Source organism: Pseudobacteroides sp., from assembly GCF_036567765.1.
Lineage (GTDB): Bacteria > Bacillota > Clostridia > Acetivibrionales > DSM-2933 > Pseudobacteroides.
This window is the reverse complement of the sequence record NZ_DATCTU010000090.1, coordinates 1-13,285: the sequence shown is the minus strand read 5'-3', so window position 1 is coordinate 13,285 and position 13,285 is coordinate 1. Positions and strand designations below refer to the sequence as shown.

Here is a 13,285-nt window from a genome sequence, read left to right as displayed (position 1 = left end):
AGTAAAATTTATATTGGTTTTAGTGACTGAAAATAAACTCAAATCTTGTAACCTATAGGTGGAATAGTTAATTATCATGAAAATACTAATCGAATTTAATTAATAAAATCGTACAAGATTAATTGGCTAAATCCAATTAATTAAAATATAAATTGCTGCCATCATTAGAAGATGGAGCAGTATTAAATAAAAATTCTAAGGGGGTAGTCTGTTATGGCAATTGAAGTATTTAATAGGTATGAAAAAAAATTCATGATGAACACACATACCTATGAAAAGGTTCTTCGTACACTGGATCAGTACATGGAATTGGATGAGTACAATAAAAAGCATGACTTTTACACAATCGCAAACATTTACTATGATACCAAAGATCATCACCTTATCCGAAAGTCATTGTCCAAACCCAAGTATAAGGAAAAACTACGCTTGCGAGCTTATGGTGTTCCTTCTCTAGAAGATAAAGTCTATCTGGAAATAAAGAAAAAAGTATGTGGGCTGGTCAATAAAAGAAGAACCAAACTAACATTAAGCGAAGCCTATGATTTTGTTGCAACCGGCCAAAAACCCGAACTCAAAAAGTATATGAACAAGCAGGTTCTCAATGAAATTGAGTACTTTCTATCTGTTTATGATTTAGAACCCAAACTTTATCTGGCATATGACAGGAAAGCGTACTTTGGCATAGACAATAGAGACCTGCGCATCACCTTCGATACAAATATTCGAACAAGAAGAGAAGACCTGAGACTGGAGTTAGGAGATCATGGTGAACAACTTCTGAATAAGGATGTCTGGCTAATGGAAGTAAAAGCTGAGAAAACTATTCCCATTTGGCTTACTAGGATGCTAAGCGAATATAAACTATATAAGAGAAGCTTTTCGAAATACGGAACAGAATTCAAAACTTTGGTAAGAAAAAATTCACAGGCAGTTATGTAAATAAAGATAAAAAGAGATAAAAATTTATTCTAGGGGGAAATGAAAAGAAATGCTTGACGAAATATTTGATGTTGCTAACGTAGCAACTAAACTGGATTTGGGTAATTCAATTTTAACCGTTTTTGCTGCATTTTTATTAGGCATAATCATAAGCTTTACGTTTATGAAAACAAACAAAAAGGGGACAGCACCACAGGGTTTTTCTCTGACTCTGGTAATGGTTCCCTCAATAATTGCCATCATCATACTGCTGGTTGGCAGCAATATAGCAAGGGCTTTCAGTTTATCAGGGGCATTTGCCATAATCCGCTTCAGAAGCACGGCGGGTGATCCAAAGGATATTTCTTATGTATTATTTGCGATGGCAGCCGGTCTTGCATGCGGTGTAGGTTTATTAGGATATGCTGTACTGTTTACCGTTTTGTTATGCTTGTTCATGGCAGTTTTAAACATGACAAACTTTGGAGTAAGCAAAGTAGCAAGCAAGATGTTGAAAATCACCATTCCCGAGGATTTAGATTATCAAGGGGTTTTTGATGATATTTTTGAAAAGTATACGATAAGCTATGAATTAAGAAAAGTAAAGACTACTGATTTGGGCTCATTGTTCGAACTTGTATACACTATAACTATTAAAGAAGATATCAACCAAAAGGATTTTCTTGATGCTTTACGCTGCAGAAACGGTAATTTAAACATCATATTGTCAATGAACGCCGATGTTGCTCCATATTAATAACTTTTGAGATTTGAGGCAATTACTTTGTTATAATATAGTATATAGATAAATTAGCCATGGAAAAATAAAACTATTCTAAAGGGGGATTAACTATGAAAAAACTCATACCTAGTATTCTTACAGGTACACTTATTCTAGCGACAGCAATGGCTCCTTCATTAAATTTAAAGGTATCCGCAGAAGCGGGACAAGCATTGTTTATTAACGAAATTATGGCAGCAAACACTATTACCATTAGAGACGGAGACGTGGATGATGCAAAAAGCGGAGCATTGGGCGGTGCCTATTCAGACTGGATTGAAATCTACAATAGCAGCAGCCAGCCTGTTAATTTAGCAGGTTATACCATTTCTGACGATGGAGCAAGCTGGACTATCTCGCAAGGAACAGTTCCTTCTAACGGATATTTGTTGATATGGGCGTCTGACAAAAGCAAAGTAGCAGCAGACGGACAAATACATACAAACTTTAAGCTGACATCAGCAGGAGAAACTATAACATTAAAAAAGGCTGACGGCACAATAGTGGATTCTGTGAAATTTCCGGCACTTGCGGATGATCAATCCTACAGCCGAATAACAGACGGTGCCTCTGAATTCACAACCGCTTCAACCCCGACACCACGCAGCAGAAACATTTCAAGCACCCCAAACACAGGCAACAAGATATCCGGATATGTGAAACCATCTTTTTTAACCTTAAACAAAAGCCTGTTCGGGGACTTCAAAGTTATACTATCAGAAAATGGCAAAAGTGCCATAACTGATTCCAATGGATATTTTGAAATATCCGATGTATCGGGAAGCAGTGCCGGATACACAGTAAAAATAAGCAAAGCCGGCTATCTCACACGTACAATCAGCAGCGTTGTTGTTCAAGGTAATGTATCAATAGGGTCTGCTGCTGCTCCCGTAGAAATATGGGCAGGGGATATTACACAGGACAATGCCATAAACATGAGCGATGTTGTAAAAATAGCCAATAGCTTTAACGCAATAACAAACGATGCAAACTACAATGCAGCGGCAGACATAAACATGAACGGCTCCATAAACATGGAAGATGTAATAATTCTGGCCAAGGGCTTCGGTAATACTTCAAGCGACTATCCTGCGGTTACTCCTTCAGCTGCACCATCTTCTACGGCCTCACCGACTCCGGTTACTCCAACTCCTACCCCTGTAGATCCTGATGCATGGAAGCTCAATACAGGTACAATTAACTTAGGAAGTTCAATAACCTATACAGGTGCAGGTATATCGGTAAACGGTTCTGTTGTGAATATCACATCGGGAGGAGACCATACAGTAAAAGGCACCTTGACTGATGGCATGATATACATTAACACTACTGAAAAGGTTAAATTGAGATTAAGCGGTGCAAGCATAACCAATTCAACCGGTCCTGCAATATATTGCAATGATGCAGACAAATTCTATATTACTATTGAGGAAGGTACGACCAACACACTTATCGACGGAAAAATATACAGCGATCCAAATGCCAATGCTGCACTTTTCAGCAGTGACGACTTGGAGATTAAAGGTAAGGGAACTCTCAATATAACAGGTAATTACGGCCATGCTATTTCCGGAAAGGATGATGTTCTTTTGGAAAATGGAGTTATAAATGTTATATCCGCTGTAAGTGACGGTATACATGTCAATGGAGCAATTGAAATTACAGGTGGAACATTTAACATTACTGCATCCAAAGACGGCATTCAAAACGAAGATGAGGAACTGGTAATAAATGGCGGCAAACTTACTCTTTCTGCAGGCGGTCAAGGATTGGTATCAGATACAGGAGTAGTAGTAAATGGCGGCACCCTCACTGTTACAAAGAGCGATGAAGGTATAGAAGCTCCTTTAATTACAATAAACAACGGGTCAGTATTACTGAATGCAAAAAAAGGAAATCCCCTTAGCACCAGCAGTTCAATAACAATAAACGGCGGTACTGTTGTTGGATATGGGCCTGAATCACAACCTGCAGCATTTTTAGACCCATACATTACTTTTGCAATAAACGGAGGAACAGTTCTAATAGCTGGTTCTAATGTAAACGTTTCCCAATTACCAACAGATGCATCCTATCAGCAATCAATAGCTGTAACGCTCTCATCGGCACAAACAGCTGCTGCTGCTCTTTGCATAAAGGATTCTACAGGAAAAGCACTCATTACAGGCAAACCTAAATATGCCTATAATTCAGTAGTTTTCTCTTCACCTGAGCTTCTAACAGGTACTACGTACTCTATCTATGCAGGTGGTACTGTTACAGGCGGTACTGAAGCAAACGGTTTAATAACAGGGGGAACCTACAGTGGAGGGACTATAGTATCAACAGTAACCTTTTAATCAGTCCGGTAACTACAAATTATTTGCTGGCAGCAGGTACCCCTAATTTGCAATAAAAATAATCTGGTATCTTACAAGGAATTAGTTCATAATATTAAAAGTTAATAATCTATCACAGATGTAAGATTATTAATGCCTTTAATATAGTCTAATTCCTTATATTTTACTAAAAACTTCCGTATTTAACCAAAACCCCAGCAAAATCCAAACATTAATTGAATAACTATATAGATAAAAGGAGGATTACCCCACTAAAAAATCTCATGTCTTTGTATAACTATAAAAGCTATAAAAACATAAATTAACAAAAATTTAAAGGGGGATTAAAATGAGAAATTTTTTGCATGGGCTTATCACAGGTGCCATGGTACTAACCACATTAATGGTACCTGCAGCAGTTTTAAACGTGTCTGCAGAGGGTGGACAAGTCTCAGGATACAAGATATCAGGTTATGTAAAGCCATCCTTTACAACAACAAACAAAAACTTGTATTCAAACTTCAGTGTTTTAGTATCAGAAAACGGTATGAGTGCAACAACTGATAACAATGGATATTTTGAAATAGCAAATGTAGCACCCAGTCAGTCGGGATTCACTTTAAAAATAAGCAAAAGCGGTTATTTATCACGAACATTTAGTAATATACCAGGCCAGCAAGGAAATATTAATTTTGGCTCAGCAAATTCGCCTGTAAGTATAATCGCAGGTGATATCACACAAGATGACACTATAAACATGAGTGATGTCATAAAAATAGCTAATAGTTTTAATGCAGTTACAAATGATGCAAAATATAGTGTCAGTACAGATATAAATGTAAACGGCTCCATCAATATGGAAGATGTAATAATTTTAGCAACAGCCTTTGGAAGTACTTCCAACAGTTATTCCACCGTTACACCTACGATTATACCGACTACCATAACTTCATCAACACCTATTACAAAACCTACTCCCACACCTACCACATCAGTTGATCCTTCAGATGCATGGCAGTTAAATACCGGTACAATTAATCTAGGTTCTACAATAACCTATACAGGAACAGGCATATCTGTCAGTGGTTCTACTGTGAAAATTACAGCAGGCGGTGATCATACTGTTTCAGGAACTTTGACAAACGGTATGATTCTGGTGGATACCACAGAGAGAGTCAAGCTAAGATTAAGTAATGCAAGTATAACAAACTCATCAGGTCCTGCAATTTATGGCAAAAATGCCGACAAGTTATTTATTACTTTGGATAAGGATACTATCAATACACTAGCCGATGGAAGAACATACAGCGACTCAACGCTTAAAGCTGCATTATTCAGCAACGATGACCTGGAGATAAAAGGCAGTGGAACTTTAAATATTACAGGAAATTATAATCATGCAATTGCAAGCGATGACGATGTTATTATCGAAAATGGTATCATAAATGTCAAATCTTCGGTATCAGACGGTATTCATGCCAATGGACAAGTTCATGTTAAAGGCGGTACATTAAACATTACAAGCACAAAAGATTGTTTGCAATGCGAAACAGAAGACTTACTCATTGATGATGGAGCACTAACCCTTTCTGCCGGAAGTCAAGGTCTAAACTCCTATGTCTCAGTAACAATCAATGGTGGAAATATTAACATAACAAAATCTAGAGAAGGCATTGAGTCCAAGCTTATTAATATAAATGGCGGAACAATATCAATTATAGCAACTGACGATGCTACTAATTCCAGTATGGGCAAGCGTACAGAAACTAATGACGGCAGCCAAACAATAATTACCGGCGGGTCCTTATATGCAAGTTCAGCAAGTGGAGATTCTGTGGACAGTAATGGCTCAATTACAATTAAAGGTGGTACAGTTGTGGTAAGCGGACCTCAATCCTCACCTAATGTACCCCTTGACTGCAATGGGCCATTAACAGTGACTGGCGGGACACTACTAGCTACGGGTCCAGCTATGATGATGGCACAATATCCAAATGGAGCATCCGCACAGTATTCAATAGCTGTAGGTCTATCATCTTCTCAGTCTGCAAACTCAGCTGTTTGTATAAAGGATTCAACTGGAAAAATACTTCTCATGACTAAACCAATTCGCAATTATATAAACATAGTATTCTCTTCCCCTGAACTTAAAAACGGCTCTACATATACAGTTTCTTACGGTGGCACTGTTTCAGGAGGCACTACAGTGAACGGAGTAATAACTGGAGGTACCTATAGCGGCGGAACTTCGACAAATGTAACAATCAACAAATCTCCAACCACTACAGTTAACTGGAGCAGCGGCGGCTTTCCCTGGTAAGCTGTTTTTAAAGATTTAAAATAAAAGAAAGACCTTAAAACTAAAAAATGTTTTGAGGTCTTTTTCACAATATTGCATACTTTAAAACATTATTGTAAAATCAGATTAATAAGTGGTTATGTAAACATTGCTGAGCTGGAAGATATTTTAAATATAAAAAATCTTGTAAGCGGTGTTTATATCAATACTAATCAAAAAGATTTTGATGAAAGTAGAAAACAGATAGAAGACCATATAAACGTAAAGAGGATTGAATGTCTTTATTTCAGTAATGATATTATTTGGTATACTTATGGGCTTCGCAAGCGTTTATAATGCAACCATGACCAACGTTATCGATAGAAGGAGAGAATGGGGAACACTTAAAGTCTTAGGTTACACTAACAATAAGATTCTAAAGATAAATGTTAAGGAAGTTTTTTGGTCTTACCTTATCTCTATAATCCCAAGTGTTGCTATATCCAGTGGTGTTTGCTATGTGTTAGGCATATTGATGAGCAATTGCTCCCTCAGACATGGTAACATTTTGAGGGAGCTTTTATTTTCTATTTTCTCCATTTGGGCAAAAACCTTCCCGCTTTTGACTTATACTCTATATAGGCTTTGCCGTGAACTCGTGTGAGAAATTCCTCTTCCAGCCTTACCTGGATGTTTATAATAATATAGCTTAATACCGCCAAATAGGCTGTAAAATATGTGGGGATCATTAAAAACAGACTTATCAGTATTAGAAGCATCCCTGTAAAAATTGGGTTTCTTATAAGCTTAAATACACCAGTTGTAACCAAATCCGTCTTAACCTTTTCATCAATACCTATACGCCAGGAATTTGCCATTGTCCTTTGAGCGACAATAATAAGTGCAAGTGAAACTAAAGACAGCAATATTCCAATAATATTAATTTCCTTTGTGTCCAAATAATCAATCTTTTGTACATTAATAAAGCTATAGCATACTCCATAAATCCCTATGACCAGAAAAATAAGTTTAAATACCATTCCTATATAATCATGTGCCGATTCAGTCCCTTTACCTAACCATTAACCAAAAATTCAAATGTACATTTGTTGAAATCATTAAATGCCTCCTTATGCGGCAAGTGTCCTACATTATCTAAAATACACAGTTGTGAGTTCTTAAGCCTATTTTGCATTTCATCCATCATCCATTTTGGATGGATCTTATCACAAGATCCCCAAATCAGCAACACAGGGGCGTCGATCTTTTCCAAATTGTTTTGAACAAAGCTAAAATCATCGTTCCTGGCAGATTTAACTGTTGCATTAATACATCCATGAGTATAAAAAGGAACATATACTGAACGAACAAGTTCTTCATCCACAAGACTTTTATCATGAAAGGCCTTGCATAACTCACTTCTGACAAGGGATTTGGAGTTAAACAGTAAAGCTAGTTTACCCAAAACAGGGATAGATAAAATATTATAACATGACATCATTTCGTGCTTAAAACCGCAGGGTGATGACATGACTAATTTATTAACCTTTTCGGGATAGTTCAATACAAAATGGAATACATGGCCGCCTCCCCATGAGCTTGCCACAAACGAAGCTTTATCGATATTGTAATGTAGCATAACATAATTAATAAAGTCAGAAAAATACCGTGGAGAATAGTCTGCTTTTGGTTTATCGGTAAAGCCGCAGCCAACCATATCAAAGGCATACACCTTAAAGTGCCTTGAAAAAAAGTCTACGTTGCGGTTAAAATCATATAAGTTCATTTGGCTTCCATGAACGAATAGTAAAGGTTCTCCCTCACCTCTGACAATGATATGAGTTTTTATGCCATTGATTTCCACTAGGTTTTCAGGACTAAACCAGGATACATCAGCTTTATTATTTGTTATTCTACGGATGAGATAGTTCATAATTCCTGCGACTAATACTCCAATAATTAAAAATATGGCTAAAATCATTGCTTATCCCCCTGTCAGCACATTGTAATTGTAACGCATGATCATATATTCATATATTTATAAATATTATACGAAGTGTTAGTTCATATGTCAACTGTTTCATTTTAGGCACGATCAAAAAATACATTTTTGAGGCTTGAGTATCAGGTAGACCAATGAACAGTCTTGCACCTAAGGATAATAACCTCTGAGGCTTTATCTTTTTAAGGCATTTGTTTAAAAGTATTGTACAAATATTCTCAAAAAACTTTATATCATCAGTTTTATTTAAGTTGGGGGGTAATAACAACATTACTGTTGCTTACTAAAAAGACGCTATGTTACATCATGATGCCAGTTCACAATATATTACAGCTAAAGGCGGACAGACCGATGATGCTTTTTTAGGAAATAATATGGTTTTATCTTCAACCTTTCCGGCTATGGCAACGGATGCCGTGACATTGGATTTTGGTTATTATGCTGCTTGGGATGCAACACAAGGAAATGGTGATAAATCCTTCTTTGCACTAGCGGAAATACAGACTTTAGGAGTAAATGCAGGCTATATAAATTTAAGAAAAATTGCTGGTCAGGTCCTAGTAAATAGGCAATAACAAGTACATAGGTTAATACTTTAAAAACAAAACTATGATAGACACAACGGTACTTATAACTGCAAGCAAAATAGTCCCTATGGCAGCAAGCATGTTTTTCTCATTTTTGAGTATGAATACTCCATAGGTACAAGTATAATATCCTATGGCAACACAAAGAATAATCAGCAAGTAAATCATTATTTTGTAGTCCTTTGTTCCTTCCCTTTAATTGTAAATATGGGTTCAGAATTGAAAATCAAACCTGTTCTTCTCACATCAACATGCAAATCCAAATTAATTGCAGCATCTTTATAATGTGAAAGCCAATTGTAGTTCTCCCATTCATCAATAGTAAAAAAATTACCCGCCATCCACCCGCCAAAACCAAAAATATCCACACCATATTGCTTCTGTGTCTTCTTTATGGCATCATTCATTCCTTTCAATAAGAATTCTTCAATCTGGGACTCAATATCCTCTTCCATTGAAAGCTTTTCGTAATTCATGCGGCTTTGTATTGCATATATTTCAGACTCCATAGCAATTCTCAAGTCTATAACCGGCTTTCCATCCTTAAAGTAAGCTTTAACCTTTGGTTTCCTGCTATTATGAAGATTAAATATTATTGCATGTTCAGGACTATATTTGTCCGGAATAGACACTATACCATTCTTGAAATTACCTGTCAGCATCATGTAGTATGTAGTTTCATAGGAATCAAGTGACCCAACCATCTTTCCGCCGTCAAATATAGCAATACCTACCAACTCTCTTTTTGATACTCCCCTTCTTGGCAACTGTCCCGGTAAAAACCCCTTACCTGCCACTAAAGGTGGATTCTCAACATCCTCCTCTTTAAGGTTTTTAAAATCATTTACTCCACCATATAAAGCTATGGGCTGTTTATAGGTGGATGAAAGATTTCTGTAAAATTCTGAAAACTCTATTTGCGGAAAAAAACCTGATATTCCTGATTGTGCCAATAAAAGCTCTATTGATTTCGAAAGGCTGCTTCCGATATAGGATTTGCTTTCTTTAATAAAATCCTCAGCCTTTCCTTTTGTTACAATGATAGACATAGTGGTCCTTGTCTCCCTGAACCGCTCAAACCCTCCCATATACCCCTCCACACCAAGCTTTGCAAAATCCTCCGAAAATATGAGACACTTTGTATGGAATAATGAGACCCTGCGTGAAATCGCCATGCTTAACATATCAATACCTTCAAGGACAGTAGGAGCTTCAATAGTATTTATATTGCTTCCCTCCTGTACATTCTTGCTTTGTATTCCGCTTTGATCCTGTCCCCCTCCGCTGCTCCCTTCGCTACCCCCTTTATATGTCGGATACTGGACGGTTAGTCTCAGCTTATTGTTAACACCTTTGTCCACACCTATGCTGATAGCATAAACCTCGTCGTCAATCTCCCTTGCATCATAGCATCCCGATAAACAGCTAAAAAATATAGCAATAACAAGAACTAAAACATAACACTTCTTATGCACCCGCCTTCTGCCCCCTCTTCTTAAAAATCCATGCTATTATGAGAACAATAATTGATGGAATATACGCCACAAACATACTGTATTGTCGCAGGAATACCACATTGACCTGTGTAATTTCCTGCATACTTCGAGGCAATATGGCAGCAATAAATACCAATACTGCAAAAGGCAAAATCAAAGGCCTGTGATTTTTTATTTTAAATATTTTGCAATATATAAGTATGCTTATATAAAAAGTTACAGTAGTTGTTATTACAGAAGAAATGACCCAGATAAATAAAAATATCGACTCCACTCTCTGAAAAAATCTGTTAAAATAAATTGATCTCGATAGTTCAAATATGCCCGAAATATTTTCACTTCCTGATGAGTATCCAAATGCCAGCAGATAACAAAAGATTGAAGTTGAAAAAATCACTCCTGTGAGCAATATACTGATTACACCGATTTTCTTAAAATTTCCGTATCCCCCGATTGCACCGGTTACTATGGTTAAGATTGTAAACTCCATATAGGCCGAGCTTCTTAAAAAGCCGCTCATTAAAGTCACATCAATTCCATAACCTCCGAAAGGTTTGAGCAGATTGGAACTATAGGAAGGTGAAGCAAGCAGTAAAATCAACAGCAAGCCTGCCACTGTGGGTATGAAGCAGATAGCACATACCCGTGCCATGCATTCAAATCCGAAATATGATACTATAACTGCAACCAGCAAAAAGCTGATCATAATGATGCTTGTGGGAGTTTGGGGTAGATTATATACTTTGATCATTTCCACGAATTCTCTTAATGTAGAACCTGAATAGTAAACTGCAAATACACAAAACAAAAAAACCAGGAATTTACCAGCTACTTTACCAAGAACTGCTTCATATATTTGGGGTATGTCTTTTCCCGGAAATCTTTTTAGCAACAAGTATAAAAAATAAAAGAAAATCAGACTAGCGGCACAGGATACCAAAGTTGTGTACCATGCCGATGTACCCGTCATTTGCACAATAAATGCAATACTTGTGAAAAATACCTTGTTTGTCATTATAAGCGTTGTAAGACACACAGCCTCAAAAACCCCTATCTTACCTTCACTATTCATGATCCCCACCTCCCTTTTCAGATTTTTTCTTATTGTAGGCTGCTTTCTCTTTTGTCCAAAGCCTGGATATTTTGGGCTGCCTTCTGGTATCAAGTGCATTTAGGTAGTCAGGCCTTTTTTCCTGCATCCACAACGGCCATCTCAAAACGAAATCTTTACTCCCTCCGGTCTTTGGTGCAATTGTACTAACCATAGGAACTCCAAATGATTTCATACTTACCAGTATGGTCAGAGAAATCAGAATCCCCAAGGAAATTCCATAAAAACCCAACATCGAACCCAGGAAGATATAAAAAACTCTCATAATTCTTGCTCCGAATGCAAGGCTGAAGTCAGGTATAGCAAAGTTCCCCAAGCCTGTAAAAGCTATTACTATAATTAATACGGGGCTTACAAGATTAGCCTGTACTGCGGCCTGTCCCAATATTAATGCACCAATAATTCCGATGGTGTTCCCGATAATGCCTGGTATTCGTATCCCAGCCTCACGGATCAGCTCAAAGGAGAGCTCCATCAGCAATACTTCAACAATGGTTGGAAATGGTACATTCTCTCTTGCTTTGGCAATAGCTATGAGTAAATCGGTTGGTATCATTTCCCGGTGGAATGTGGTCAAAGCAACATATAATCCAGGAAGAAGAGTTGCGATGAATACTGCAAAAAATCTTATTAACCGCAGCAAGGTTCCATATTGCCATCTTAGTGTAGAGTCTTCCGGTGTATGGAGCAAATCAACAATAGTAACCGGAGCAATCAATGAAAAAGGTGTTCCTTCCGCCAGGATTGCCACCTTGCCTTCAATTATATGCGATGCTGTCCTATCAGGTCTTTCGGTAGATAATATGGAGGGAATAATAGACCATGGATTATCTTCAATAAACTGCTCCAGAATTCCGTCACCAATAATAAAGTCAGTACTGATCCCTGTAATTCTTCTTTTAACTTCATTAACAATTGCAGGGTTTATCAGCCCATCCAGATAAACAACAGCACATTTTCCGTTATTCCGTTTACCAACATCGATAAACTCTGTAGTCAAGTTTTTATTTTTTAAAATTCTGCGAAGCAAAGTTATATTTGTCCTCAAATTTTCGTTAAAAGCTTCTTGTGCCCCTTTAACCACGCCCTCAACCTGCGGCTTTTCAACACTGCGTTTTTCATAACCTTTTGTCTCACAAATGATATAATAACGGTACCCTTGAATATAGACACCTGTATTCCCAGAAAGGATATCCTTTATTGCTGCAGCTTGTGTCATAACCTTTTTAATCTGGTTGGTCTCAATGACGCTTTCAATAATATAATCCGTCAATTCCTCAAAAATGGCATCAGTAAACTTGCCGGAATCCATCAGCGGTTTAACAATAGAATTATTAATGGTAAAACGGTCTACCATTCCATCCACATAAAAAATAAACGCCTTATACTTTCCTGCAACTCGTAGTCTTCTTATGATAATGTCACTGTTTTGTGGATAATTAAAGCATTTTTCAACATACTGGATATTAAGTTCAATATCGTTTGAAATATTCTCTTCAGAAGCCAGTATGAGAGTATCAGTTTCACATTTGTCAAGTTGATCAATCGGAATCGGCCTTTTAATTTCACGCTTAGTCTTCCTATGAAAAATTGCCTTACCTTTATCATTTTTCTGCTGATCTCCTTTTTTAAACTCACTAGCATCCGGAATGTAAAAGCTGTTGTCCTTTTTTTCTTTATATGATATAAATGATAATATTTTTTTAAATATATTCTTATACAAAAACATCCCTCTCATCGGTGTTATTTTATTAAAGTATTTACAATAACACTGAAGTCTAAACAAACATT

General features: G+C 37.0%; 12 protein-coding genes. 6 read left to right on the top strand and 6 right to left on the bottom strand.

What is annotated here, in order from left to right; translation table 11 throughout:
- Nucleotides 1-213: 213 nt before the first annotated feature.
- From VIO64_RS13240 to VIO64_RS23110, 5 genes are all read left to right on the top strand, one after another.
- Complete coding sequence (locus VIO64_RS13240) at nt 214-942, top strand: polyphosphate polymerase domain-containing protein (protein ID WP_331918966.1); 729 nt, start codon at nt 214-216, stop codon at nt 940-942.
- Between the two features lie 49 nt (nt 943-991).
- Nucleotides 992-1,678, top strand: a complete 687-nt coding sequence (locus VIO64_RS13235) for a DUF4956 domain-containing protein (RefSeq protein ID WP_331918964.1) — start codon at nt 992-994, stop codon at nt 1,676-1,678.
- Between the two features lie 95 nt (nt 1,679-1,773).
- Nucleotides 1,774-4,041 (top strand): carbohydrate-binding domain-containing protein, encoded by a 2,268-nt coding sequence (locus VIO64_RS13230; protein ID WP_331918962.1) that lies wholly within the window; start codon nt 1,774-1,776, stop codon nt 4,039-4,041.
- 328 nt (nt 4,042-4,369) lie between these two features.
- Nucleotides 4,370-6,340 (top strand): carbohydrate-binding domain-containing protein, encoded by a 1,971-nt coding sequence (locus VIO64_RS13225; protein ID WP_331918960.1) that lies wholly within the window; start codon nt 4,370-4,372, stop codon nt 6,338-6,340.
- A gap of 271 nt (nt 6,341-6,611) precedes the next feature.
- On the top strand, nt 6,612-6,962 hold the full coding sequence (locus tag VIO64_RS23110) for an FtsX-like permease family protein (protein ID WP_414705285.1): 351 nt from the start codon (nt 6,612-6,614) through the stop codon (nt 6,960-6,962).
- Here the strand turns inward: VIO64_RS23110 and VIO64_RS13220 are convergent.
- Nucleotides 6,886-7,338: an isoprenylcysteine carboxylmethyltransferase family protein gene (locus VIO64_RS13220; protein ID WP_331918958.1), complete on the bottom strand. Its 453-nt coding sequence runs from the start codon at nt 7,336-7,338 to the stop codon at nt 6,886-6,888. The genes VIO64_RS23110 and VIO64_RS13220 overlap by 77 nt on opposite strands.
- Before the next feature lie 35 nt (nt 7,339-7,373).
- On the bottom strand, nt 7,374-8,279 hold the full coding sequence (locus VIO64_RS13215) for an alpha/beta hydrolase (protein WP_331918956.1): 906 nt from the start codon (nt 8,277-8,279) through the stop codon (nt 7,374-7,376).
- A 317-nt stretch (nt 8,280-8,596) separates the two neighbouring features.
- Between VIO64_RS13215 and VIO64_RS13210 the strand changes: the two genes are divergently transcribed.
- Nucleotides 8,597-8,875 (top strand): hypothetical protein, encoded by a 279-nt coding sequence (locus VIO64_RS13210; protein ID WP_331918954.1) that lies wholly within the window; start codon nt 8,597-8,599, stop codon nt 8,873-8,875.
- Nucleotides 8,876-8,887: 12 nt separating this feature from the next.
- Here VIO64_RS13210 and VIO64_RS13205 read toward each other — a convergent pair whose 3' ends face one another.
- Genes VIO64_RS13205 through VIO64_RS13190 form a run of 4 tightly spaced genes read right to left on the bottom strand, consistent with a single transcriptional unit; the run spans nt 8,888 to nt 13,223 of the window.
- Nucleotides 8,888-9,055, bottom strand: coding sequence for a hypothetical protein (locus VIO64_RS13205; RefSeq protein ID WP_331918952.1), 168 nt, complete (start codon nt 9,053-9,055; stop codon nt 8,888-8,890).
- A complete protein-coding gene (locus VIO64_RS13200; protein ID WP_331918950.1) occupies nt 9,055-10,362 on the bottom strand; it encodes a Ger(x)C family spore germination protein in 1,308 nt (435 codons plus the stop codon). Before VIO64_RS13200 ends, VIO64_RS13205 begins: the two co-directional genes overlap by 1 nt.
- Complete coding sequence (locus VIO64_RS13195; RefSeq protein WP_331918948.1) at nt 10,355-11,455, bottom strand: GerAB/ArcD/ProY family transporter; 1,101 nt, start codon at nt 11,453-11,455, stop codon at nt 10,355-10,357. The genes VIO64_RS13200 and VIO64_RS13195 overlap by 8 nt, the downstream gene beginning before the upstream one ends.
- Nucleotides 11,448-13,223 carry a spore germination protein gene (locus tag VIO64_RS13190; protein WP_331919024.1) on the bottom strand — a complete coding sequence of 592 codons (1,776 nt, stop codon included), beginning with the start codon at nt 13,221-13,223 and terminating at the stop codon, nt 11,448-11,450. The genes VIO64_RS13195 and VIO64_RS13190 overlap by 8 nt, the downstream gene beginning before the upstream one ends.
- Between the last annotated feature and the right edge of the window lie 62 nt (nt 13,224-13,285).

What these genes read in the sequence shown, in the direction of transcription:
- VIO64_RS13190 (WP_331919024.1), bottom strand. Translation starts at nt 13,223, where the DNA reads ATGTTTTTGTATAAGAATATATTTAAAAAAATATTATCATTTATATCA.
- VIO64_RS13235 (WP_331918964.1), top strand. Translation starts at nt 992, where the DNA reads ATGCTTGACGAAATATTTGATGTTGCTAACGTAGCAACTAAACTGGAT.
- VIO64_RS23110 (WP_414705285.1), top strand. Translation starts at nt 6,612, where the DNA reads ATGATATTATTTGGTATACTTATGGGCTTCGCAAGCGTTTATAATGCA.
- VIO64_RS13225 (WP_331918960.1), top strand. Translation starts at nt 4,370, where the DNA reads ATGAGAAATTTTTTGCATGGGCTTATCACAGGTGCCATGGTACTAACC.
- VIO64_RS13210 (WP_331918954.1), top strand. Translation starts at nt 8,597, where the DNA reads ATGTTACATCATGATGCCAGTTCACAATATATTACAGCTAAAGGCGGA.
- VIO64_RS13195 (WP_331918948.1), bottom strand. Translation starts at nt 11,455, where the DNA reads ATGAATAGTGAAGGTAAGATAGGGGTTTTTGAGGCTGTGTGTCTTACA.
- VIO64_RS13230 (WP_331918962.1), top strand. Translation starts at nt 1,774, where the DNA reads ATGAAAAAACTCATACCTAGTATTCTTACAGGTACACTTATTCTAGCG.
- VIO64_RS13215 (WP_331918956.1), bottom strand. Translation starts at nt 8,279, where the DNA reads ATGATTTTAGCCATATTTTTAATTATTGGAGTATTAGTCGCAGGAATT.
- VIO64_RS13205 (WP_331918952.1), bottom strand. Translation starts at nt 9,055, where the DNA reads ATGATTTACTTGCTGATTATTCTTTGTGTTGCCATAGGATATTATACT.
- VIO64_RS13220 (WP_331918958.1), bottom strand. Translation starts at nt 7,338, where the DNA reads ATGGTATTTAAACTTATTTTTCTGGTCATAGGGATTTATGGAGTATGC.
- VIO64_RS13240 (WP_331918966.1), top strand. Translation starts at nt 214, where the DNA reads ATGGCAATTGAAGTATTTAATAGGTATGAAAAAAAATTCATGATGAAC.